The sequence below is a fragment of the Ruegeria sp. H4 genome (assembly GCF_056533065.1).
On record NZ_JBQFOC010000002.1, the window covers coordinates 662,071 to 683,462 of the forward strand.

At 57.2% G+C, this 21,392-nt stretch carries 23 protein-coding genes and 2 tRNA genes; 14 read left to right on the top strand and 11 right to left on the bottom strand.

Going from position 1 to position 21,392, the window contains the following annotated elements; genetic code table 11:
- Window positions 1-15: 15 nt before the first annotated feature.
- The 4 genes from ACR0KG_RS14790 to mraZ are packed head-to-tail and all read right to left on the bottom strand — an operon-like array spanning window position 16 to window position 3,665.
- Window positions 16-1,803: a peptidoglycan D,D-transpeptidase FtsI family protein gene (locus tag ACR0KG_RS14790; protein ID WP_480827696.1), complete on the bottom strand. Its 1,788-nt coding sequence runs from the start codon at window positions 1,801-1,803 to the stop codon at window positions 16-18.
- On the bottom strand, window positions 1,800-2,168 hold the full coding sequence (ftsL, locus tag ACR0KG_RS14795; RefSeq protein ID WP_480540662.1) for a cell division protein FtsL: 369 nt from the start codon (window positions 2,166-2,168) through the stop codon (window positions 1,800-1,802). The genes ACR0KG_RS14790 and ftsL overlap by 4 nt, the downstream gene beginning before the upstream one ends.
- A complete protein-coding gene (gene rsmH, locus ACR0KG_RS14800; protein ID WP_480827851.1) occupies window positions 2,165-3,157 on the bottom strand; it encodes a 16S rRNA (cytosine(1402)-N(4))-methyltransferase RsmH in 993 nt (330 codons plus the stop codon). Before rsmH ends, ftsL begins: the two co-directional genes overlap by 4 nt.
- A 4-nt stretch (window positions 3,158-3,161) precedes the next feature.
- Entirely contained in the window at window positions 3,162-3,665 is a 504-nt protein-coding gene (gene mraZ / locus ACR0KG_RS14805) for a division/cell wall cluster transcriptional repressor MraZ (RefSeq protein ID WP_170532118.1), read from the bottom strand.
- A 677-nt stretch (window positions 3,666-4,342) separates the two neighbouring features.
- Here mraZ and ACR0KG_RS14810 point away from each other — a divergent pair.
- Window positions 4,343-4,792 carry a DUF1127 domain-containing protein gene (locus ACR0KG_RS14810; RefSeq protein WP_480547645.1) on the top strand — a complete coding sequence of 150 codons (450 nt, stop codon included), beginning with the start codon at window positions 4,343-4,345 and terminating at the stop codon, window positions 4,790-4,792.
- A 400-nt stretch (window positions 4,793-5,192) separates the two neighbouring features.
- Here ACR0KG_RS14810 and ACR0KG_RS14815 read toward each other — a convergent pair whose 3' ends face one another.
- Window positions 5,193-7,814, bottom strand: a complete 2,622-nt coding sequence (locus ACR0KG_RS14815) for an ATP-dependent helicase (RefSeq protein ID WP_480827697.1) — start codon at window positions 7,812-7,814, stop codon at window positions 5,193-5,195.
- Window positions 7,815-7,992: 178 nt separating this feature from the next.
- Between ACR0KG_RS14815 and ACR0KG_RS14820 the strand changes: the two genes are divergently transcribed.
- The 3 genes from ACR0KG_RS14820 (at window position 7,993) to ACR0KG_RS14830 (ending at window position 13,178) form a co-directional block, all read left to right on the top strand.
- Window positions 7,993-9,129, top strand: coding sequence for an alpha-hydroxy acid oxidase (locus tag ACR0KG_RS14820; RefSeq protein WP_480827698.1), 1,137 nt, complete (start codon window positions 7,993-7,995; stop codon window positions 9,127-9,129).
- Between the two features lie 146 nt (window positions 9,130-9,275).
- Window positions 9,276-12,713 (top strand): pyruvate carboxylase, encoded by a 3,438-nt coding sequence (locus ACR0KG_RS14825; protein ID WP_480827699.1) that lies wholly within the window; start codon window positions 9,276-9,278, stop codon window positions 12,711-12,713.
- Window positions 12,714-12,794: 81 nt separating this feature from the next.
- Window positions 12,795-13,178 (top strand): MAPEG family protein, encoded by a 384-nt coding sequence (locus ACR0KG_RS14830; RefSeq protein ID WP_480547637.1) that lies wholly within the window; start codon window positions 12,795-12,797, stop codon window positions 13,176-13,178.
- 15 nt (window positions 13,179-13,193) lie between these two features.
- Here ACR0KG_RS14830 and ACR0KG_RS14835 read toward each other — a convergent pair whose 3' ends face one another.
- Window positions 13,194-13,346, bottom strand: coding sequence for a hypothetical protein (locus ACR0KG_RS14835; RefSeq protein ID WP_480547635.1), 153 nt, complete (start codon window positions 13,344-13,346; stop codon window positions 13,194-13,196).
- A gap of 148 nt (window positions 13,347-13,494) precedes the next feature.
- On the opposite strand from ACR0KG_RS14835, the gene ACR0KG_RS14840 reads away from it, so the two are divergent.
- The 3 genes from ACR0KG_RS14840 to ACR0KG_RS14850 all read left to right on the top strand — a co-directional run bounded on the left by ACR0KG_RS14840 (window position 13,495) and on the right by ACR0KG_RS14850 (window position 14,628).
- Window positions 13,495-13,569: transfer RNA gene (locus tag ACR0KG_RS14840), tRNA-Gly, on the top strand.
- A gap of 33 nt (window positions 13,570-13,602) precedes the next feature.
- Window positions 13,603-13,677 (top strand) — tRNA-Gly (locus tag ACR0KG_RS14845).
- 84 nt (window positions 13,678-13,761) lie between these two features.
- Window positions 13,762-14,628, top strand: a complete 867-nt coding sequence (locus ACR0KG_RS14850; protein ID WP_480547633.1) for a GNAT family N-acetyltransferase — start codon at window positions 13,762-13,764, stop codon at window positions 14,626-14,628.
- Here the strand turns inward: ACR0KG_RS14850 and ACR0KG_RS14855 are convergent.
- Complete coding sequence (locus ACR0KG_RS14855) at window positions 14,625-14,864, bottom strand: Lrp/AsnC family transcriptional regulator (protein WP_170532103.1); 240 nt, start codon at window positions 14,862-14,864, stop codon at window positions 14,625-14,627. The two genes, ACR0KG_RS14850 and ACR0KG_RS14855, sit on opposite strands and share 4 nt — an antisense overlap.
- A 154-nt stretch (window positions 14,865-15,018) precedes the next feature.
- Here ACR0KG_RS14855 and hisB point away from each other — a divergent pair, with 154 nt between their 5' ends.
- Window positions 15,019-15,606 carry an imidazoleglycerol-phosphate dehydratase HisB gene (hisB, locus tag ACR0KG_RS14860; protein WP_480547631.1) on the top strand — a complete coding sequence of 196 codons (588 nt, stop codon included), beginning with the start codon at window positions 15,019-15,021 and terminating at the stop codon, window positions 15,604-15,606.
- Window positions 15,607-16,245 carry an imidazole glycerol phosphate synthase subunit HisH gene (gene hisH, locus ACR0KG_RS14865; protein WP_480540643.1) on the top strand — a complete coding sequence of 213 codons (639 nt, stop codon included), beginning with the start codon at window positions 15,607-15,609 and terminating at the stop codon, window positions 16,243-16,245. It begins immediately after the preceding gene.
- A gap of 4 nt (window positions 16,246-16,249) precedes the next feature.
- Here the strand turns inward: hisH and ACR0KG_RS14870 are convergent, their stop codons facing one another.
- Window positions 16,250-16,651 carry a DUF2147 domain-containing protein gene (locus tag ACR0KG_RS14870; protein WP_480827700.1) on the bottom strand — a complete coding sequence of 134 codons (402 nt, stop codon included), beginning with the start codon at window positions 16,649-16,651 and terminating at the stop codon, window positions 16,250-16,252.
- A gap of 134 nt (window positions 16,652-16,785) precedes the next feature.
- Between ACR0KG_RS14870 and hisA the strand changes: the two genes are divergently transcribed.
- Entirely contained in the window at window positions 16,786-17,508 is a 723-nt protein-coding gene (gene hisA / locus ACR0KG_RS14875; RefSeq protein WP_480498937.1) for a 1-(5-phosphoribosyl)-5-[(5-phosphoribosylamino)methylideneamino]imidazole-4-carboxamide isomerase, read from the top strand.
- Window positions 17,509-17,512: 4 nt separating this feature from the next.
- Window positions 17,513-17,977, top strand: coding sequence for a DUF2867 domain-containing protein (locus ACR0KG_RS14880; protein ID WP_480827701.1), 465 nt, complete (start codon window positions 17,513-17,515; stop codon window positions 17,975-17,977).
- 3 nt (window positions 17,978-17,980) lie between these two features.
- On the opposite strand, the gene ACR0KG_RS14885 is transcribed toward ACR0KG_RS14880, so the two are convergent.
- Window positions 17,981-18,427: a DUF302 domain-containing protein gene (locus tag ACR0KG_RS14885; protein ID WP_480827702.1), complete on the bottom strand. Its 447-nt coding sequence runs from the start codon at window positions 18,425-18,427 to the stop codon at window positions 17,981-17,983.
- A 120-nt stretch (window positions 18,428-18,547) separates the two neighbouring features.
- Here ACR0KG_RS14885 and hisF point away from each other — a divergent pair, with 120 nt between their 5' ends.
- From hisF to ACR0KG_RS14900, 3 genes are all read left to right on the top strand, one after another.
- Window positions 18,548-19,309 (top strand): imidazole glycerol phosphate synthase subunit HisF, encoded by a 762-nt coding sequence (gene hisF, locus ACR0KG_RS14890; RefSeq protein ID WP_480827703.1) that lies wholly within the window; start codon window positions 18,548-18,550, stop codon window positions 19,307-19,309.
- The gene (locus tag ACR0KG_RS14895) at window positions 19,306-19,614 is read left to right on the top strand and encodes a phosphoribosyl-ATP diphosphatase (protein WP_480827704.1); all 309 of its coding nucleotides are present in this window, start codon (window positions 19,306-19,308) and stop codon (window positions 19,612-19,614) included. Before hisF ends, ACR0KG_RS14895 begins: the two co-directional genes overlap by 4 nt.
- Window positions 19,615-19,679: 65 nt before the next feature.
- Entirely contained in the window at window positions 19,680-20,246 is a 567-nt protein-coding gene (locus tag ACR0KG_RS14900; RefSeq protein WP_480827705.1) for a hypothetical protein, read from the top strand.
- 2 nt (window positions 20,247-20,248) lie between these two features.
- On the opposite strand, the gene ACR0KG_RS14905 is transcribed toward ACR0KG_RS14900, so the two are convergent.
- Both ACR0KG_RS14905 and ACR0KG_RS14910 read right to left on the bottom strand, forming a co-directional pair.
- Window positions 20,249-20,719 carry a CoA-binding protein gene (locus ACR0KG_RS14905; protein ID WP_480827706.1) on the bottom strand — a complete coding sequence of 157 codons (471 nt, stop codon included), beginning with the start codon at window positions 20,717-20,719 and terminating at the stop codon, window positions 20,249-20,251.
- Between the two features lie 198 nt (window positions 20,720-20,917).
- Entirely contained in the window at window positions 20,918-21,370 is a 453-nt protein-coding gene (locus tag ACR0KG_RS14910; protein ID WP_480540623.1) for a YHS domain-containing (seleno)protein, read from the bottom strand.
- Between the last annotated feature and the right edge of the window lie 22 nt (window positions 21,371-21,392).

Consider the following 21,392-nt stretch of genomic DNA (forward strand, 5'->3'; position numbering starts at 1 on the left):
CTGTTCTCTGGCACCCTAATTCGAGGTTAGGGTTATAGCAGCGCCCGCCTCGGGCTCAAGACGCGGACGCAAGCCCAACAGTGGCGCCACACGTCCGATCAACTCTGCCGCTACAGGGACAGCCGTCCACCCCGCTGTCCGGCGCTTTTCGCCATAGGCCACAATCGACGGTTCATCCAGCGTAACAATCAGCACGTATTTCGGATCGTACGCCGGAAAGATCGTGGCGAAGGTCGCGATAACCTTGTCATCATAGTAGCCGCCGCGCGGCATTGGCTTGTCTGCCGTTCCGGTTTTACCCGCCACATCGTAGCCTTTGACATCACCAAAGCTGGCAGTGCCGTTGGTCACCACCTTGCGCAGCATCTTCTGCGCCTGCGAAGCAGCACTGTCCGTTAAGACACGCGGGCCGTATTGAGGGCCGTTTTTCTTCAGGATCGTTGGGCTGACATAGTGGCCACCATTGGCAATCGCCGCATAGCCCGCTGCCAGATGCATCGGGCTGGTCGATAGGCCGTGGCCATAGGAAATGGTCACCGTGCTCAACTCACCCCATTTCTTGGGCTTAAGCGGCGCGCCCCCGGAGGCCTCGACAATCTCGAACGGTGTTGGTTCGAACATGCCCAGCGTTTCCAGAAACTCCTGCTGTCTTTTGGCCCCGATCTGCAGGGCCAGCCGGCCGGTTCCCCGGTTCGAACTGTGGACGATCACATCAGCCACGCTGATCTTGCCGTAGTTCTTGCCGTTGAACTCACCAATCGGAAAACGACCGATCTTCATTGGGCCTGAAGTATCGATGATAGTCTCAGAATTCACCAACCCAAGCTGCACCGCCTGTGCTGCGGTGAAAATCTTGAACACCGAGCCCAGCTCGTACACGCCCTGCACATAGCGGTTGAACAACGGGCTGTCGGAGGGATCAAAACCCGAGGTCGGCGGGCGCGGGCGATCATTGGGATCGAACGAAGGCAGAGACGCGGCTGAGATCACCTCGCCCGTATGCGCATCCATCAGAACCGCCGAGGCCCCTTTGGCATTCATAATCTTCATGCCGCCATACAAAACTTGCTCAACTGCGGCTTGAATGGTCAGGTCCAGTGACAGTTGTAGCGGTTTGTTACCATTGGCCGGGTCGCGCAGATAGTTATCAAACTTCTTTTCGACGCCAGCGACGCCAATCACTTCGGCGGCACTTACGCCCTCACGTCCAAAACCGGACCCCCCCAGAATATGCGCAGCCAGTTTGCCATTGGGGTACAGGCGCATTTCGCGCGGGCCAAACAGAATGCCCGGATCGCCGATATCGTGAACAGCCTGTTTCTGCTCAGGTGAGATGCGCTTCTTGATCCACAGGAACTTGCGATTGCCAGTGAAGTCCTTGACCAGAAGTTCTTTTTCCAGATCGGGGAAGATCGCTACCAACTGGTCTGCCGCCGCAATTGGGTCGATCATCAACGGCGGCTGGGCATAGACGGAATAGGTGTCCAGATTGGTCGCCAGAATACGGCCTTCACGATCCACAATATTGGCACGTTGCATAGCAATCGAAGCCCCAGGCGCGCTCGCCAGCGGCTCTTGCGCTTCAGAGGTCGCAAGCATGCCCATACGGACCCCAACAACCGAAAACGCGCAGAAAAAGAACAGGCCCAGCACAAGCAAACGCCCCTCAGCGCGGGCACGCGCGCGATCTTTCATCTGCTCGTGGCGTTGCCGGATATTCTCGCGCTCGATGACCTTGGGGTTCTCCCCTTTCGCGCGCGCTTCAAGAACACGGGCCAGTGGGCGAAGTGGGGTACGTGTCATGGCAGCTGAACCTCGCCCAGAGCCTGCAGATCCGTAATGGCCTGCAATTCAATCGGATCAACAATTGGCAGATCAGGATCCTCGGCATAGGCGATCTGATCTGCACGCCCGAACTGTTCAGACCGCAAGGGCAGCAGGCCCAGACGTTCGAAGTTCAGATCGGCAAGTTCACGCAACCGATCCGGTCGGTTGAGATAAGCCCATTCGGCGTTTAGAACCGCCAGCCTCACCTGCGCCGTACCAATTTCGCGTTGCAGTGACTGAGTTTCCTTCAAAACCTGCTGGGTGCGATAGTTCTCTTGATACGCCCAAAGCGCCAAACCAAACACCGACATGGCAGTCAACACATACAGAATACTCTTCATCTTGCCTTCTCCCCCAGCTGCGGCATGCCAATGGCCCGCGCATCGATTTCCCCTGCCGGAGCCTCTGTCCGAACCGCAACGCGCAGCTTGGCAGAACGCGCGCGTGGATTTTCCTGCAACTCCTGCTCATCCGGCCCCACGGCCTTGCGGGTCTTCAGGGTAAATTGCGGCAGTTCCTGTTCGATTTCGGGCGCATAGCGATTGGCCCGACCGGTCTTGCCCGCGCGCGATTGGAGGAACCGCTTAACCATCCGATCCTCGATGGAATGAAAGGTCACAACGGCCAATTGTCCGCCAGGTTTCAAGGCCCGTTCAGCCGCCATAAGCCCTTGAAATAGCTCCTCATATTCGGCATTCACAGCAATCCGCAGCCCCTGAAAACTGCGCGTCGCCGGGTGAGATTGACCGGGTTTCGGACGCGGCAGGCAAGATTCGATGATCTCGACCAATCGCAACGTCGTTGTGATCGGTGCCTCAGTCCGTGCTTTGATGATCGCTTTGGCAATACGCCGACTGGCCCGTTCTTCGCCAAAATGGAACAAAATATCGGCCAGTTGAGCTTCGGTTGCGCCGTTCACCAGATCAGCAGCGCTTTCGCCCTCTTGGCTCATGCGCATATCAAGCGGCCCGTCTTTCATGAACGAGAACCCGCGCTTGGCCTGATCCAATTGCATCGACGACACGCCAAGATCCAGAACGACTCCTTCCAAATCCTTCGCATATTCATCCAACCGCGAAAACACACCCGGCTGCATCACCAGCCGGTCACCATAGTCACGCGCCCAATCTGCTGCCATCTCAAACGCAAGCGGATCGCGGTCCACGCCGATCACCTTGTCGGCGCCGGCCTCAAGCAGACCCCGCGTATAGCCGCCTGCGCCGAAGGTTCCGTCCAACCATACACCCGACACCGGAGACACCGCCGCCAGCAAAGGGCGTAGCAGGACAGGAATATGTGGGTTCGAAGATGAGGAGACCGCGCCGGACATGCCGTTACGCGTCCCCAACGCCATCGAGATAGACCATCGGGTCGAAATCATCTGGCAGATCGTCCATCCACTCTTCGGTCTTGGCCAGTTCTTCGACCTCATAGGTTTCGGGCTTCCAGATCTGGAAGGTGTCACCGGCAGCAATAAAGAATGCCTCATTTCCAAGGTCGATTTTGTTGCGCAGCTTGGCGGGCAGGACCAGACGTCCGGTCTCATCTACGGTCGTAGGGAAGGACTGACCGTGGAACATACGTTGCAGCATCCGCCGCTCCATCGAGCCGCGCGGCAAGGCATCGATCTTGTCATCGACCTCATCAATCGCCTGCATCGTATAGCATTCAAGGTATTTGCGACGGTGGTCGCCATAGACAATCACAAGCTCAGGAGTATCACCGGGCTGCCAGTTGGGATCAGAAGCTTCAAGCACACGGCGAAACGAAGCCGGGATCGACACCCTGCCCTTCGTGTCCACCTTATGGTGGCTTTCACCTCTAAACCTGCGCGCCAAGACGACTGTCCCTTTCGCTTGCGCCCCACCTCAAAATTCACGTCCCCCGGATGAAAAACGGCGAGTTGATCTGCTGCCACTGATCAACCCGCCGCATTGACCCGCTGTGCGGGATGTCCAGCTGCGCGCGCCACCTGGGGGGATGTCTGCTCGCTCGCGCGCCGGATCTTCAGAGTGATGAAAGCGAAGTGCCTGTATGAAACCTGTTTGTTATTTGGTTTGGGGTCGTTTTGTGCCCCTGCTGCCTCGTCCTCATCGGATGCATATAGGGATGCCATGGGAATTCATGGAAATCAACAGGAAATTTAGGCCCGATACCAGCTCAGTGGCCAAACAATGGCCCTCAAATCTTTCTGTAGCAAACCTCAGGCACCTCCTGTAGTGCCTTTCGTCAAGCAAGGCACTATATGTATGCAAATCTCGTCGACCCATTTGACCCCATGATTTCCCATACATTCTCAGATTTTTTCAGAGAACCGGGTGTTTTAACCGATTTTCTTGCTCGTGAAGTCGAATCACCTCTCAAAAAACTCAGAGATATCGCCCGAGTTCACCGCATCCCACGAATTCCCAGCAAGGTCATAGGACGCCTCCAAAGGACCCCAACACCGTTCGATACCCGGTCCGTGAACGCCTAAATTTTGTGATTTGTCGCTCAAACATCGCGCACTCAGATCGTGCATCAATTTTTTTTCAATGTAACGATTTTGCAAATGATCTGCCCAGAACTCATGTTTTTAGGGGCAATCGAGGTGCAGGGCATCAAGTTTTTGATATCTATGCATTTGCTGCATAGCAGCATTGTTATCGCTACCTATTGTGCAATTGCAGCATTGGCTTATCTTCAGTCTCAAGCAAACGCTGGAAATGACCAGCACAGAGAGATGAAAGCGAGTGAGCACATGGCAGTCGCAACCAACACTTCCGCGCTGAAAGGCGCACACAGCAACGGGCTGAACGCATGGATCGAAGCCGCCAAAACCCGCTTCGCCAGCTACCGGATGTATCGTCAGACAGTCAATGAGCTGTCCAACCTCTCGGATCGGGAACTCGCCGATCTCGGCCTGCATCGCTCGATGATCCGACGTCTGGCCAAGCAAGCCGCCGACGAACACACAGCGCGCTAAGCGCCCAGAACAACCGAGATCAGGCCCTTCCTCCTCCCTTTAGGGTCTGTAATCAGCGGCAGCATCTACCTCCTCCCTGATGCTGCCGCGCCTTATACCGGCCCAAATAGCCGGAAACTGATACATCAGGGCTCTCCTCCTCCCTGCTCTGATGTTGAAAGCGCGCGGTGACGTCTACCTCCTCCCTGACGTCGCCGCGTCTTCCTCATACCGGGTTCAAACCCGGGTGCTGATACATCAGGGCTCTCCTCCTCCCTGCCCTGATGTTGCAAAGAACGGCGGTTCCCTCCTCCCTGGGAACCGCCGTTTTTACTTTGCAAACAGCAAAAAGGGGCGCGAACGCCCCCACCTTCTTCTGTTCAAAAATACCTCGGAGCGCGAGGCAGAGCCTCGCAAAAGATCAAAACGGCACGTCGTCCTTGGTCGTCAGAAACCGAGAGACAACTTTCTTGGTCCCCGCCTTGTCGAATTCGACCTCAACCTTGTCACCCTCGATACCAACCACCCCGCCATAGCCGAATTTCTGATGAAAGACGCGCTCACCCAAGGTGAAACTAGCCACTGCCGTTGCATCGATCACCGTATTGCGGCTTTCTTTGGGTTGCGACATCCCATATTGCCCCTGCCGCGCCTGCATCCGCTTCCAGCCCGGCGAGTTGTACACATTCGCCTCGGCTGCGCGGGTTTCAATACCCGCCGAGACCTGCCCGCCGCCATACAACCCCGGAGGTGTCAGCACCTCCACATGATCCTCGGGCAATTCGTCAATGAATCGCGAGGGCAAGGAGTTCTGCCACTGCCCAAACACCCGCCGATTGGCCGCAAAGGATATCGTGCAGACCTCTTCCGCACGGGTGATACCCACGTAAGCCAAGCGCCGTTCTTCTTCGAGTCCCTTAAGCCCGGATTCGTCCATCGACCGTTGCGAGGGGAACAGACCATCCTCCCACCCCGGCAGGAACACGGCGGGAAACTCCAGCCCTTTGGCTGCGTGCAGCGTCATGATGGAAACCTTGGCCCCATCGGAATCCTGCTCGTTGTCCATGACCAGACTGACATGTTCCAGAAACCCTTGCAGGTTCTCGAAATTGTCCAACTGGTTGACCAGTTCCTTGAGGTTTTCCAGCCGCCCCGGCGCTTCGGGTGTTTTTTCGTTCTGCCAGTGACCGGTATAGCCGGACTCGTCCAAGATGATCTGCGCCAGCTCGATATGCGTATGCTCGGGCGCGCCATAGCGGATCGGCGACACGCCATCGTCGATGACCGAGTCATCATCGACCTCAATCCGCGGGCCCCGTGTCATCGTATTCCAGCGCGCCAGACCGTCGATCAGTTCGCGCAGCGCCGTGCCGCCCTTGCCTTTGATCAGGCCATTTTCGACCGCAAGCCGTGCGCCTTCGACCAGAGACACCCCGTTCTCACGCGCCGCCACCTGAATCGTCTGCTGTGCCTTGTCTCCCAAACCGCGTTTGGGTGTGTTCACGATCCGCTCAAACGCCAGGTCATCCTCAGGGCTGACCACCAGCCGGAAATAGGCCATAGCATCGCGAATCTCCATCCGCTCATAGAAACGCGGCCCGCCGATCACCTTGTAAGGCAGACCGATGGTCAAGAACCGATCCTCAAACGCGCGCATCTGGTGAGAGGCGCGGACCAGAATGGCGATCTCGTCGAGACTGAACTTTTTCGATCGACTCACCAAAACAGACCGAAGCATATTGGATGACTTTTCATCCCCAGATAGCAGCTCAACTACGAGATTCTGGGTCTTGATATCGATATAAACAGCACCCGTTTCAAACGCCTCTTTGATGTATGTGTGCTTGTCAATTGGACCCAGCCCTGCCTTTGCTCGTCGATCCAACTCCTGCTCGAAGCTTCTTAGCCTAGGATTAAACCTGTTCTGTGCTTCGATTGCCCTACCGCTAACAAGGTCATCAATCTTCTCTCCGATCCAACGCGCCTCTTCTTCACCATCCCAATGACCAATCAACCGAACTTTGTGACCATCTTTCTCGGCGTCTGTCCAAAGCTCTTTGCCAAGCCGATCCGCATTTCCAGCAATTACATTGGTCGCCGATTCCAAGATATGCAGTGTGGAACGGTAGTTCTGTTCCAGCCGCACCACAAAAGCGCCGGGGAAGTCCTTCTCGAACCGCAGGATGTTGCCCACTTCGGCCCCGCGCCATCCGTAGATCGACTGGTCATCATCGCCCACGCAGCAAATGTTCTTGTGCCCCCCAGCCAACAGACGCAGCCAGAGGTATTGGGCGACGTTGGTATCCTGATACTCATCCACCAAGATGTAGCGGAACCAGCGTTGATATTGTTCCAGCACGTCCGAATGGGTCTGGAAGATCGTGACCATGTGCAAAAGCAGGTCGCCGAAATCCACAGCGTTCAGCTCGCGCAATCGGGTCTGGTATTGAGCATAAAGCTCAATGCCCTTGTTATTATACGCCCCCGCATCCGCAGCGGGCACTTTGTCAGGTGTTAGCGCACGGTTCTTCCAGTCATCGATGATGCCGGCGAGCATACGCGCGGGCCAGCGCTTGTCGTCGATATTGGCCGCCTGCACCAACTGTTTGAGCAAACGCAACTGATCGTCACTGTCCAGAATGGTGAAGTTCGATTTCAGATCGGCAAGCTCTGCGTGACGCCGCAAAAGCTTGACGCAGATCGCGTGGAAGGTGCCAAGCCACGGCATACCCTCGGCGGGCCGACCCAGCATACGCCCAACACGCTCTTTCATCTCGCGCGCAGCTTTGTTGGTGAAGGTCACCGCCAGAATTTCGTTTTCGCGCACCTGGTGGGTTCTGAGCAGATGGGTGATCCGCGCCGTCAGAGCCTTGGTTTTGCCCGTTCCAGCCCCAGCCAGCATCAAAACCGGCCCGTCCAGATGTTCAACCGCTTCGCGCTGCGCCGGGTTGAGATCATTAAGATACTCTGCCGAGGCTGCAGGCATCGCCCGCGCCGAAAGCGATGCGCCCTCGAAGGCGTCCATTTCGTCGTAACTGCTCATACCCCTAAACTACGCGGGTTGCGTGCCGAGGGGAAGAGTTTGTTCACGGCTTGTTCACTCATTTTTTTTGAGGCCGAATACCCACAAATCACGCACGAACCCCACCTGAAAGTAGAGTCAGACCCGTAGAACAACCTCAGATGCTTGCCGAATCGCAGCACAAGGCGGATCAATCCGCATGGATTTGCATAGCACTTACCCTGGTACTTCGGACCTGAAGCAACGTGCGCGGCGGCGGTTGCCGCGCTTTGTCTGGGACTACGTAGAAAGCGGAACAGGGATGGAAACCGCCCTGCAGCGCAACCGGGATGCGTTGGATCGCGTGGTCCTTTATCCCGCAATCCTGCGTGGTGAGAGAGATTTTGACACCCGCACACAGTTTTTGGGCCAGAACTACCCGATGCCATTTGGTATTGCCCCGATCGGCATGTCCGGACTGGTCTGGCCGGATGCCGAAGGTCTGTTGGCCCGCGCCGCCGCCAAGGCCCGCCTGCCCTACACGCTCTCTACGGTCGCGGCACAAAGCCCCGAAGATCTGGCACCCAGTATTGGCGACAATGCATGGTTCCAACTCTATCCGCCCAAAGACCCTGGGATACGCGCCGATTTGCTATCGCGCGCACGAAACGCGGGTTTTACGACTTTGGTGCTGACCGTTGATGTTCCAGTGGCCTCGCGGCGTGAACGTCAAACACGCTCGGGCCTTACCCAACCCCCAAGGCTGACGCCACGACTGTTGGCACAGATCGCGATGCGACCGGCCTGGGCGTTAGGGATGTTGCGGCAGGGGTCGCCCAGAATGCGCACGCTGGACAAGTATATCGACAGCGGACAGAACCTGCCGCCAACCGCCCATGTGGGGTACCTGCTGCGCACTTCGCCAGACATGGACTATGTTAATTGGCTGCGCGATCACTGGGACGGGCCATTGATCATCAAAGGTGTGATGCGTGCCGAAGACGCCGAACCTTTGGAGCGCGAGGGCGTTGATGCGCTGTGGGTGTCAAACCACGGCGGACGCCAGTTCGATGCGGCCCCCGCCAGTATCGACGTCTTGCCAGAGCTGCGTTCGGCAACCAACCTGCCCCTGATCTTTGACAGTGGCATCGAAGGTGGCCTGGACATCCTGCGCGCGCTGGCCTGTGGGGCGGATTTTGTCATGCTGGGGCGGGCTTTTTTGTACGGGATGGCAGCCTTGGGACCGCTAGGTCCGGCCCATGTGATCGAGATTCTGAAACAAGATATGCTGTCCAACATGGGACAGATGGGCGCCTTTTCTTTGGATCAGCTGACCCGAAGTAAATTAAAGAATTGATGCTGCATCGCAGCGACGTTAAGAAAAGCGCATAAACAAAAGGCGTTTGCGAGCGTTAACATGCCGGTTCTACCCAGAAAGACTGATGTATCTGCGCGTAGTGTCCGGCTAAGAACACGCCCAAACCATCAACACCGGGACCTGCTATGACTGACTTCAAAAAGATCCTCATCGCCAATCGCGGCGAGATTGCCATTCGCGTGATGCGCGCCGCCAATGAGATGGGCAAACGTACAGTCGCAGTCTATGCAGAAGAGGATAAGCTGGGTCTGCATCGCTTTAAGGCGGATGAAGCCTATCGCATTGGCGAAGGGATGGGCCCGGTTGCCGCTTATCTGTCGATTGATGAGATCATTCGCGTCGCCAAGGAATGCGGCGCAGATGCGATCCACCCCGGATATGGCTTGTTGTCGGAAAACCCCAGCTTTGTGGATGCCTGTGTGAACAACGGGATCACGTTCATCGGGCCCAAAGCGGAAACCATGCGCGCCTTGGGGGACAAGGCCAGCGCGCGACGGGTCGCCATCGAAGCAGGCGTGCCCGTGATCCCGGCAACCGAGGTTCTGGGCGATGACATGGATGCGATCCGGGCCGAAGCCAAAGAAATCGGCTATCCCCTGATGCTCAAGGCCTCCTGGGGTGGTGGGGGGCGCGGCATGCGCCCGATCGAATCCGAAGACGAGTTGGAAGAGAAGGTTCTGGAGGGTCGCCGTGAGGCCGAAGCCGCCTTTGGCAATGGCGAGGGCTATCTGGAAAAGATGATCACCCGCGCCCGCCATGTCGAGGTGCAGATACTGGGCGACAAGCATGGTGAGATTTATCACCTTTACGAACGCGACTGCTCGGTCCAGCGGCGGAACCAGAAGGTCGTCGAACGCGCCCCTGCCCCGTATTTGTCGGAAGACCAGCGTGCAGAGATTTGTGAACTTGGCCGCAAGATCTGCGCCCATGTGAACTATGAGTGTGCAGGTACAGTCGAGTTCCTGATGGATATGGAAACCGGCAAGTTCTACTTCATCGAAGTGAACCCGCGTGTTCAGGTCGAACACACCGTTACTGAAGAGGTCACCGGTATCGACATCGTTCAGGCCCAGATCCTGATCGCCGAGGGCAAAACGCTGGCCGAAGCCACCGGAGCAGCCAGCCAGTCCGACGTGCATTTGACAGGCCACGCATTGCAGACCCGGATCACCACCGAAGACCCACAGAACAACTTCATCCCCGATTATGGCCGCATCACCGCCTATCGCTCGGCCACGGGCATGGGCATTCGTCTGGATGGCGGAACGGCTTACGCAGGCGGGGTGATCACGCGATACTATGACTCGCTGCTGACCAAAGTGACCGCGAAGGCACCGACTCCTGAGGCTGCGATTGCGCGGATGGATCGCGCACTACGTGAATTCCGGATTCGCGGTGTCAGCACCAATATCGACTTTGTCATCAACCTGCTGAAACACCCGACCTTCCTGTCAAACGAATACACCACCAAGTTTATCGACACGACGCCGGACCTGTTTGCCTTCAAACGCCGCCGCGACCGGGGCACAAAAGTGCTGACCTATATAGCAGATATCACCGTGAACGGGCACCCCGAAACCAAGGACCGCCCCGAGCCGCGCGCTGACCTGAAAGAGGCCAAACCTCCGGCACTTCGGGGTGAGCCGCAGATGGGCACCCGTAACCTGCTGGAACAAAAAGGACCACAGGCGGTTGCCGACTGGATGAAGGCGCAGCGGCAGTTGCTGATCACTGACACCACCATGCGCGACGGGCATCAGTCGCTGCTGGCCACGCGGATGCGGTCGATCGACATGATCAGGGTGGCGCCGACCTATGCGGCCAACCTGCCGCAACTGTTCTCGGTCGAATGCTGGGGCGGCGCGACCTTCGATGTGGCTTACCGCTTTTTGCAGGAATGCCCATGGCAGCGTCTGCGTGATCTGCGCGAGGCGATGCCGAACCTGATGACCCAGATGCTGCTGCGGGGCGCGAACGGTGTTGGCTATACCAACTACCCCGACAACGTGGTGCAGGAATTCGTCCGGCAGGCCTCACAGAATATCGACGTGTTCCGTGTGTTCGACTCGCTCAATTGGGTCGAGAATATGCGCGTCGCCATGGATGCGGTGGTTGAGAATGGCAAGATCTGTGAAGGCACGGTGTGTTACACCGGTGATATCCTCGACCCCGACCGGGCCAAATATGACCTGAAATACTACGTCGGCATGGCGAAAGAGCTGCGCGATGCTGGGGCTCATATCCTGGGTTTGAAGGACATGGCCGGCCTGCTGAAACCCGCCTCAGCCAAGATCCTGATCCGCGCCTTGAAGGAAGAGGTTGGCCTGCCGATCCACTTCCACACGCACGACACCGCTGGGATTGCCAGCGCCACCATTCTGGCTGCCTCTGAGGCGGGCGTGGATGCTGTGGATTGCGCGATGGACAGCTTCTCGGGCAACACCAGCCAGGCGACTTTGGGCACCGTGGTCGAAGCCTTGCGCCACACTGACCGCGACACCGGTCTGGACATCAAAGCGATCCGCGAAATCAGCGACTACTTCGAAGCCGTGCGCGGCCAATATGCCGCTTTTGAATCCAGCCTTCAGGCGCCCGCGTCCGAGGTCTATCTGCATGAGATGCCTGGCGGTCAATTCACCAACCTCAAAGCACAGGCCCGGTCCTTGGGATTGGAAGAGCGTTGGCATGAAGTTGCCCAGATGTATGCCGATGTGAACCAGATGTTCGGCGATATCGTCAAGGTGACACCGTCATCGAAAGTGGTTGGCGACATGGCGCTGATGATGGTCAGCCAAGGCCTGACACGGGACGAGGTGGAAAGCCCGGACACAGATGTGGCCTTTCCAGACTCGGTCATCGACATGATGCGTGGCAATCTGGGTCAGCCTCCGGGTGGATTCCCGAACACCATCATCCAGAAAGTGTTGAAGGACGAAGCACCGAACACGCAACGCCCCGGAAAGGACGTGCCTCCGGTCGATCTGGAAGCCACCCGCGCCGAACTGTCCAAGCAATTGGAGGGCAAGGAGGTTGATGACGAGGACCTCAATGGTTACCTGATGTATCCCAAGGTTTTCCTGGATTATATGGGCCGTCACCGCACCTATGGCCCCGTCCGCACCCTGCCGACCCGCACCTTCTTTTATGGAATGGAACCAGGTGACGAGATCACCGCCGAGATCGACCCGGGCAAGACGCTGGAAATCCGCTGTCAGGCCATCGGAGAGACCGATGAAAAGGGTGAGGTGAAAGTCTTCTTTGAACTCAACGGGCAGCCTCGGGTGATCCGGGTGCCGAACCGCATGGTCACGTCATCCACGCAGGCGCGACCCAAAGCCGAAGCGGGCAATCCGAACCATATTGGTGCCCCGATGCCGGGTGTTGTGGCAACGGTTGCGGCCAGTGTCGGACAACAGGTCAAAGAAGGTGATCTGCTGCTAACCATCGAAGCCATGAAGATGGAAACCGGCATTCACGCCGAACGCGATGCGGTGGTCAAAGCGGTTCATGTTCAGCCTGGCGGCCAGATTGACGCCAAGGACCTGCTTGTGGAACTGGAATAAGCTGTAAAATCAGCTAAGCTTTGAATGGCCGCGCGGGTAACTGCGCGGCCATTTTGCATGACCCAGACGGAGGCCCCAAGAATGCTGACTATTACCCCGATCTATGCCGCATTGATCGCAATTCTTTACGTCTGGCTCAGTGCAAAGGTCATCTCGGCGCGCCGCAGCGGGAAGGTCTCGGTCGGAGATGGAGATGACAAAGCGCTTATCAAAGCGATGCGCACACACTCAAATTGCGCGGAATATGCACCTTTTGCGCTGCTCTTGATTGCAATGGTCGAGTTGCAGGGCGCACCAGGTCTGTTAGTGAATCTGTTGGGTTTGTTGATCCTGGCTGGACGGCTGATGCATGCCTATGGCTTTGGCCGCAACCCTCAGGTTGTTGTTCTGCGGCAGATCGGAATGGTTTTGACTTTCGCTGCCATTCTGGTCAGCGCTATCGCAAATCTTGTACTGGCTCTATAGGTCCCTCGGCCGGGCTTACCCCGGCAGCACGCTGAACTCGACCACGGACGACGCCATACCCACTGGATGTGCATTGCCTACGCGATCCGGCTCGGCTTTGATGATCCAAAATCCTATCACAATCATCACCGCAAACGCCGCCATTTTCAGGTCTGCAATCTGTACCATCTGTCCACCTCCGCCATTTTCGTTCTCAATTCCTCTGGTTCTTCAACGCACCAAACACCGGTTTCCGTCGAAAGATTTTTACAGAATTTTGTGTTTTTCCGCTTGCAGCCTCGCGTGGGACTTTATACATCCCTCCTCACTCAACGGCGCGGGCGTAGCTCAGGGGTAGAGCATAACCTTGCCAAGGTTAGGGTCGGGCGTTCGAATCGCCTCGCCCGCTCCATTGAGAGGTCTTTGGACCATACAAGTATCTGATGCGGGCGTAGCTCAGGGGTAGAGCATAACCTTGCCAAGGTTAGGGTCGGGCGTTCGAATCGCCTCGCCCGCTCCAGATACCAACCTTTCTCGAACATGCTGGTCCTTTGCAAAGCGTTGCGCCATTCTGGCGACAATATGAATTGCAGGATCATTTGTCATGTCTGACTTCGTCATCCGCCCCTTGACTGCAGCAGAACTTCAACACGCCGTTGACTGGGCCGGGCGCGAAGGGTGGAACCCCGGTCAGCACGATGCCGCGTGTTTTCGCCCTACTGACCCGGATGGCTTTCTGGGCGGGTTTCTTGATGGTGAAATGATCGCGTCAGTATCCGCGGTGAACTATGACGATGCGTTTTCTTTTCTGGGCTTTTACATCGTCCGTCCCGAATTTCGCGGATCGGGCCATGGGCTGGAGATCGCCCAGCACGCGCTGGCCCATTGCAAGGGGCGCAATATGGGTCTGGATGGTGTGGTCGAGCAACAGGACAACTATCGCAAATCCGGCTTTACCTTTGCCTATAACAACTACCGCTTTACCGGAACAAAGACCGGGATATTGGCCGCTCTTGGGTCGCAAGCGACTGCGCATATATCCGTCCTGACTGAGATATCCGAGGATTTGCTGACCTATGACCGGGCCCTATTCCCTGCCCCGCGTAGCGTTTTCGTGCGTGAATGGCTGCGCGCGCCTAGCCATGCCTCACGTGCCTTTATCGAAAACGGGACGATCAGGGGCTACGTGACCCTGCGCCCCTGCCAGATCGGATATAAGATCGGGCCTTTGTTTGCGGACAGCCCTGACATCGCACAGGCGCTGCTGGTCTCGGTCCTCAACACTATCCCCGAGGATCACGCAACGCATGAGGTGTTTATCGACATGCCCCAACCCAACGCCGCCGCCTTCGCGCTGGCCGATGCGTTGGGACTTGAGAAGGTCTTTGAGACCGCACGAATGTATTCGGACCATGAACCCGATATCGACCTGAACCGGATTTTCGGCGTGACGACGTTTGAGCTGGGCTAGAACGCCTTGAACGTCATTGTCGTCAATGAGCGTTCGATACCGGGAATCACCAGCAGGTTTTCATTGATGAAATGGCCCACATCTTCGGATTCGGGAATATAGAGCTTGAGCATCAGGTCATATTCACCGCTGGTAGAATAGAGCTCGGAGTGGATTTCGCGCAGCGCGATCTCTTCCGCCACTTTATAAGTGGTGCCGGGTTTACAGCGGATCTGGATGAAAACGCAGGTGGACATGGGCCGGGCCTTGTTGGTTCGTGTTGCGCGCAGGCTGGCACGGGCCGCGCCCGGGTGCAATCCCCTGCAACAGTTTGCAGCGAAGGCCTCAAGCGGTCTGGATAGGCAGCCCGTCCGCGTCTATAAGCGCCCCTGTAGCAAAAGGAATTCGCCCATGCGCAGCGCTAAGATCAGTCGTCAGACCGCCGAGACCGAGATTTCGGTCCAGGTCAATCTGGATGGGACCGGCCAGTATGACAACCAGACCGGTGTTGGTTTCTTTGACCACATGCTGGATCAGTTGGCGCGTCATTCGCTGATCGACATGACGATCCGGGCCAAGGGCGACTACCACATCGACGACCACCATACGGTCGAGGATACCGGCATTGCGCTGGGTCAGGCGCTGACTCAGGCTTTGGGCGATAAAAAGGGGATTCGCCGCTATGGTGAATGCCACCTGCCCATGGATGATGCGCAAGTGCGTTGTGCACTGGACCTGTCTGGCCGTCCGTTCCTAGTTTGGAACGTGGACCTGCCAACCCAGAAGATCGGCACGTTCGACACCGAGTTGGTGCGTGAGTTCTTTCAGGCGCTCAGCACCCATGGGGGCATCACCCTTCATATCGACCAGTTGCACGGCTTTAACAGCCATCACATTGCCGAAGCCACATTCAAAGCGGTTGCGCGGGCGCTACGCGATGCGGTCGAAACCGACCCGCGCAAGGCAGATGCGATTCCATCGACCAAAGGTGCCTTGTAGATGCTGACTGCCATTATCGACTACGAGAGCGGTAATCTGCACTCGGCCGAGAAGGCGTTTCAACGCATGGCACAGGAAGAGAACGCGGGCGAGGTCGTGGTGACCTCGGACGCGGATGTCGTTGCACGCGCCGATCGGCTGGTGTTGCCTGGTGACGGAGCCTTTCCCGCCTGCGCGGCAGAGCTGCGGGGGCATAAGGGTATCTACGACGCCATGGTCGAAGCGGTCGAACAGAAAGGTCGCCCGTTTCTGGGCATCTGCGTCGGAATGCAACTGATGGCCTCAAAGGGCCATGAATACAGCGAAACCGATGGTTTGGGCTGGGTGGCTGGCGATGTGGTGCGGATTGAACCGTCAGATGCTGCACTGAAGGTGCCACATATGGGTTGGAACAATCTGGTTCTGGAAAGCGATCACCCAGTGTTCAACGGGGTCGCATCCGGTGATCATACCTACTTCGTCCACTCCTACCACTTCCGTGTCACAGACCCGGTGCAGCGTTTGGCATATGTGAACTATGGGCAAGAGGTCACGGCCGTGATCGGCCGCGACACGATGGTGGGGATGCAGTTTCACCCTGAGAAGAGCCAGGATGTGGGCCTGCGCATGATCGGGAACTTCCTGACCTGGACCCCGTAAAAGCTTATTGAACGCGCGTCCAGGTCTGCCCGCGGCAGACCAGGCCACCAGCGACACATCCTTTGACCGTCAGCTGGTTCTGGCTGTCCAGGGTCATCTTCGAATTGTAGGTCTTATCCCGATCCGGGGCCCAGATCTTGCCGCTGTCATAGCTTCCGCCACCTTCGGGCACCATGTCCCAGATAATCTGCTTGCCCAGATTCTCATAATCCAATTGCTGATCGCCATTGCCATCAAACGCACTGTCTATAGTGCCACAGATCGCGCTGCCGCATTCACCGATGGTGACGTGCAGATACCCCCCGGTGTCACCCGGCTGTGTTTTCCACAGCCCATCAACCGGGTCCGCCGCCATTGCGCCGGTCGCCAAGGTTGCAAAGACAAAGGATGTTGCAAGTTTCTTCATAGTAACCTCCCTGATTTGGTGACAGTTTGGCCTGCCATCGGGTAGCGGACAAGATTGACTTTGCGTCGCGTTGCATCCCCGGCCCGGCTTGTGCGATATGCCGCCCATGTAACATTCAGATAAGGTCGCCCGACATGATCCTCTACCCCGCCATCGACCTCAAAGACGGCAACGCCGTGCGCCTGCTGCGCGGAGAGATGGATAAAGCCACCGTTTTCAATGAGGACCCGACCGCTCAGGCCCGTGCGTTTGTCGAGGCCGGGTGCGAGTGGTTGCACCTTGTCGATCTGAACGGCGCTTTCGCGGGTGAGCCGGTGAATGCCGCCCCGGTCGAAGCGATCCTGAAAGCCTGTGATGTGCCCGCGCAGCTGGGCGGTGGTATCCGGGACATGGCAACCATCGAGACCTGGATCGACAAAGGGCTGGCCCGCGTCATTCTGGGAACAGTCGCTGTCGAAAACCCTGATCTGGTGCGCGAAGCGGCCAAAGCCTTCCCCGGCAAGGTCGCCGTTGGGATTGATGCACGCAACGGCCTGGTCGCAACCAAAGGTTGGGCTGAAGAAACGGACGTTCAGGTCACCGATTTGGCGCGCAGTTTTGAGGACGCAGGCGTTGCGGCGATCATTTACACCGACATCAACCGGGACGGGGCGATGCAAGGCCCAAATATCGACGCAACCGCCGCGCTGGCGAAAGCTGTTTCAATCCCTGTGATCGCTTCGGGCGGCGTCTCTTCGATTGAAGACCTGCTTGCCCTGCGCGATTGTGGCGCAGCCTTGAATGGTGCCATTTCCGGCCGCGCCCTTTATGATGGGGCGATCGATTTGAAAGAGGCTCTGACAACTCTCAGAGAATAGCGCGATGTTCCATTCCGCTGTCAAACGCACGGCACTATCGGCCCGAAGCTTGCTTCACAAACGAATCAAACAGGGCGATTTCCTGGACTGTTTCAGTGTTGCGTCGGATTTGTCTCCACGTCAGGCAGCAGAGATTATCACCAGCTTTCCGGCATGGGCCATGGCGCTTGTTCGGCTACGCGGAGTATTCGTGGCGCCGTTCGGGCTCAGCACCAGCGGACCGAGTGCGAGCGACAAGGTCGGGATATTTCCGGTTGAACATGACGATGAGACCGAGGTGATCGCAGGCTTCAACGACCGTCATCTGGATTTTCGTGTGTCGGTCTTGTCTGAAGATGGCCGTATATCGCTGGCGACCTGGGTTCACCGGCACAATCTGGGCGGACGATTGTACCTGGCTGTGATCCTGCCTTTCCACATCCTGATCGCCAGAAATGCGCTTGCACGCGTCAGTCGCGCAAGCGCCTAGGGCTTAACCAGCCGCCGCCGCAGTCAGTTTGGCCAGCGCTCCGCGCATTTTCTCGACCACGGGTGAGTTTTCGACTTCGTCCAACTCGTCCATCGTTTCTTTCGGGTCATCATAGGCCAACCAGACCTGACCCTCTGCATCTTGATAGGCCTGCACCTTCAGCGGCAGGAACAGCCCTGCACGAGGGTCAATCAGCATGGCAGGCGTGCCCAGAGCGGGGTTTCCGAAAATCAACACCTGGTTGGGTGGGATCGGCGTGCCCACATTTTCGGCCCCCGCCGCATGGTCAATCCGCGCAAAAACGGTTGCGCCCGCATTGCCCACGGCGGCTTCCAGTGCATCCAGCGCCTCGGTCACGGATTTTTCGGTTTGTATCTTGATAATATCGTCAGCCATGGCGGTCAAAGCGCCTCCGATTGTAAAAACTGATGCCAGAAGAAGATGTTTCATCGCAGAAGTCCTTTTGCTGAATTTCACACCTAACTTCCATGGCTTCGCCGCAGATCACAATCACAAGTCTGGCATCGGCGGGGCTTTGCCGGTAGAGGTGCGCCAAACAAAGGAAGGTTCATGCTCAAGACCCGCATCATACCCTGTCTGGATGTTGCCGATGGCCGTGTGGTCAAAGGCGTGAATTTCGTGGGCCTGCGCGATGCGGGCGATCCGGTGGAATCGGCCAAAGCCTATGATGCCGCAGGCGCGGACGAGATCTGTTTTCTGGACATCCACGCGACGCATGAAAACCGCGGCACGATGTTCGATGTGGTCCGGCGCACTGCCGAACAATGCTTCGTACCCCTAACCGTAGGTGGAGGCGTGCGCACCAAGGACGACGTGCGCGCCCTGCTGCTGGCGGGAGCTGATAAAGTCAGCTTCAACTCGGCCGCCGTCGCCAACCCGGATGTGATCGCAGAGGCCGCGAACCAGTTTGGTAGTCAGTGCATCGTCTGTGCCATCGACGCCAAAACCGTAAGCCCGGGGAAATGGGAGATTTTCACCCATGGCGGACGCAAACCTACCGGGATCGATGCGGTCGAGTTCGTCAAGACGGTTGTAGCCAAAGGTGCAGGAGAAATCCTGCTGACGTCTATGGACCGTGATGGCACCAAGGCCGGATTCAACCTGCCCCTGACCCGAGCGATCAGTGATGCAGTGGACGTGCCAGTGATCGCCAGTGGCGGTGTTGGTACCCTCGACCATCTGGTCGAAGGTGTTATTGAGGGTGGTGCGAGCGCAGTTCTGGCCGCCTCGATCTTCCATTTCGGCGAATACAGCATCCGCGAGGCCAAGGAACACATGGCTGCTGCGGGTATTCCGATGAGGTTAACATGAGCATTCTCCAAGAACTTGCCGCGACGATCGAAGCCCGCAGAGGGGCTGACCCTGACTCCAGCTGGACCGCCAAACTGCTGGCCAAGGGCCCAGAAAAATGCGCCGAGAAATTCGGGGAAGAAGCGATTGAGGCGATCATCGAAGCCGTCAAAGGCGATAAGGACAAGCTGACCTCCGAGGTGGCAGATGTGCTTTACCACCTGTTGGTGATGCTTGCCGCGCGCGATGTTGCGCTGGATGATGTGCTGGTTGAACTCGAACGACGTCAAGGCACCAGCGGCATTTCTGAGAAGTCCGCGCGCTAAGTAAGCTTCCGATCCGTCAATCCCAGCCTTATGATCCTTCGAGATACCCAGTAGGGAAAATCGGAATGATCAAAGCTTTGGCAATTATTCTGGCTCTTGTGGGTTTGGCATCCTGCACTACCCCTCCCCCGCAGACTGGGGATGAGGTTCAGCGTCTTGCGGCCGAGATTCGTACCCTAGGGCCCGGGATTGACCCGGAAGAGGCCGACCGCGCCGCCCGGGTCGCCTATGCCTATACCGCCCAGTTGGCGCAGGAATATCAGATCACTGATCCCCCGCTGATCCACAACACGAAGGTCAACCAGGGGCTGCGCCCGCGCGGGCTGTGCTGGCATTGGGCCGAAGACATCGAGCGCCGATTGAAGCAGGAACAATTCGAAACACTTACGCTGCATCGCGCCATCGCAAATGCCGACAACCCTTTCCGCATCGACCACAGCACGGCGATCATCAGCCGCGCCGGAGACTCGATGTACGAAGGTGTTGTACTGGACCCTTGGCGTTATGGCGGGGTTTTGTTCTGGTCTCCGCTGTCAGACGACAGACGGTATGACTGGGTTCCGCGCGATGTAGTTCTCGAAAAACGGCGCCTCGAACAGGTGGCGCGGTTGAAACCTTATGTCGCCAACTAGGCTCAAAGCTTTGATGAAATGATGCCGGTACTGAACCCGCCCATGCGCAGTTCGCCAAATAGGCGCTGATATTCGATTTTGGGGCAACGGTTCATTACCACATCCACCCCGCGGGCCTGCGCCGTTTCAGCAGCCTCAGGATGCTCGACTCCGATCTGCATCCAGATGGTCCGAATCTTGGGGAACACTTCTAGCGCCTCATCGACGATGGCTGGAACAGCCTCGGAGCGCCGAAAGATATCGACCATATCGACAGGTTCAGAAATCTCGGACAGCGCACCACGCACCGTTTGGCCAAATAATTCCTTGCCAGCATGGCCCGGATTGACGGGGATCACGATATATCCTTTCAACGAAAGATACCGCGCTACATAATAGCTGGGCCGCACCGGATTCATCGACACCCCAACCACAGCGACGGTTTTGGTGCGGTGCAGGATGGTTTTCAGATGATCGTCGGAATAGTCAGCCATGGCCGCATCCTAATCACAGCCGCAAAAAAGAAAAAAGCGCCCAAGAAGCCTTGGGCGCCAGTTGTTGGAACGAGGGACAGTGAAATGACCCGCGGCAGTTCCGTTCCGCGGTCACTGTGACATTTAGGCATGATCTGGTTAAAAAAAAGACCAAGCACTCATTTTTGTGATGACTTTCTACAAAAAACGGAAATCTGCCTAGTCTTCGTACAGAATGACGGGCCAATTCTCTTCGGCCAGATGGATATTTGCCGTCCTGTCCTGTTCCCAAATCCGCTCAACCGCCGGGGAATGAGTGAGGTACAAACGCCCATCCACGACCTGCCATGCCATGGGGTCAGTGCTTTTCAGAACACCATTTGCCATCGCATAGGAACAATAGCCCCCGAACTGAGGCGCAAAGGCGCGCGGGTTGCTTTCAAACCGTTCGCGATTTTCCTGCGACGCAAAATGCCACTGGGCCCCTTTCCACATGACGGCAATGCTTGGTTCACCCCGAACCGGTACTGTACTGTCGAAATAGGACACTGGATCATACCCCGCCATCGCGGCGCCATCGGTCGCAAAATAGACAGGTTTGTCCTGCGCCCAAGCGAAAGGTGCAAAAGCGATGGCTGTCAGTATACCGAATATGAAACGGCGGTTTTGCATCTGGGTCCTGTAGCAAAGAATC

Bases quoted from the DNA above. Each gene is read 5' to 3' on its own strand.
- rsmH (WP_480827851.1), bottom strand. From the start codon at position 3,157: ATGTCCGGCGCGGTCTCCTCATCTTCGAACCCACATATTCCTGTCCTG.
- ACR0KG_RS14790 (WP_480827696.1), bottom strand. From the start codon at position 1,803: ATGACACGTACCCCACTTCGCCCACTGGCCCGTGTTCTTGAAGCGCGC.
- ACR0KG_RS14820 (WP_480827698.1), top strand. From the start codon at position 7,993: ATGGATTTGCATAGCACTTACCCTGGTACTTCGGACCTGAAGCAACGT.
- ACR0KG_RS14850 (WP_480547633.1), top strand. From the start codon at position 13,762: ATGTCTGACTTCGTCATCCGCCCCTTGACTGCAGCAGAACTTCAACAC.
- ACR0KG_RS14835 (WP_480547635.1), bottom strand. From the start codon at position 13,346: ATGGTACAGATTGCAGACCTGAAAATGGCGGCGTTTGCGGTGATGATT.
- ACR0KG_RS14880 (WP_480827701.1), top strand. From the start codon at position 17,513: ATGTTCCATTCCGCTGTCAAACGCACGGCACTATCGGCCCGAAGCTTG.
- ACR0KG_RS14825 (WP_480827699.1), top strand. From the start codon at position 9,276: ATGACTGACTTCAAAAAGATCCTCATCGCCAATCGCGGCGAGATTGCC.
- ACR0KG_RS14815 (WP_480827697.1), bottom strand. From the start codon at position 7,814: ATGAGCAGTTACGACGAAATGGACGCCTTCGAGGGCGCATCGCTTTCG.
- ACR0KG_RS14905 (WP_480827706.1), bottom strand. From the start codon at position 20,719: ATGGCTGACTATTCCGACGATCATCTGAAAACCATCCTGCACCGCACC.
- ACR0KG_RS14900 (WP_480827705.1), top strand. From the start codon at position 19,680: ATGATCAAAGCTTTGGCAATTATTCTGGCTCTTGTGGGTTTGGCATCC.
- ACR0KG_RS14870 (WP_480827700.1), bottom strand. From the start codon at position 16,651: ATGAAGAAACTTGCAACATCCTTTGTCTTTGCAACCTTGGCGACCGGC.
- hisA (WP_480498937.1), top strand. From the start codon at position 16,786: ATGATCCTCTACCCCGCCATCGACCTCAAAGACGGCAACGCCGTGCGC.
- ACR0KG_RS14895 (WP_480827704.1), top strand. From the start codon at position 19,306: ATGAGCATTCTCCAAGAACTTGCCGCGACGATCGAAGCCCGCAGAGGG.
- ACR0KG_RS14885 (WP_480827702.1), bottom strand. From the start codon at position 18,427: ATGAAACATCTTCTTCTGGCATCAGTTTTTACAATCGGAGGCGCTTTG.
- hisB (WP_480547631.1), top strand. From the start codon at position 15,019: ATGCGCAGCGCTAAGATCAGTCGTCAGACCGCCGAGACCGAGATTTCG.
- hisF (WP_480827703.1), top strand. From the start codon at position 18,548: ATGCTCAAGACCCGCATCATACCCTGTCTGGATGTTGCCGATGGCCGT.
- ACR0KG_RS14855 (WP_170532103.1), bottom strand. From the start codon at position 14,864: ATGTCCACCTGCGTTTTCATCCAGATCCGCTGTAAACCCGGCACCACT.
- hisH (WP_480540643.1), top strand. From the start codon at position 15,607: ATGCTGACTGCCATTATCGACTACGAGAGCGGTAATCTGCACTCGGCC.
- ACR0KG_RS14910 (WP_480540623.1), bottom strand. From the start codon at position 21,370: ATGCAAAACCGCCGTTTCATATTCGGTATACTGACAGCCATCGCTTTT.
- ACR0KG_RS14830 (WP_480547637.1), top strand. From the start codon at position 12,795: ATGCTGACTATTACCCCGATCTATGCCGCATTGATCGCAATTCTTTAC.
- ftsL (WP_480540662.1), bottom strand. From the start codon at position 2,168: ATGAAGAGTATTCTGTATGTGTTGACTGCCATGTCGGTGTTTGGTTTG.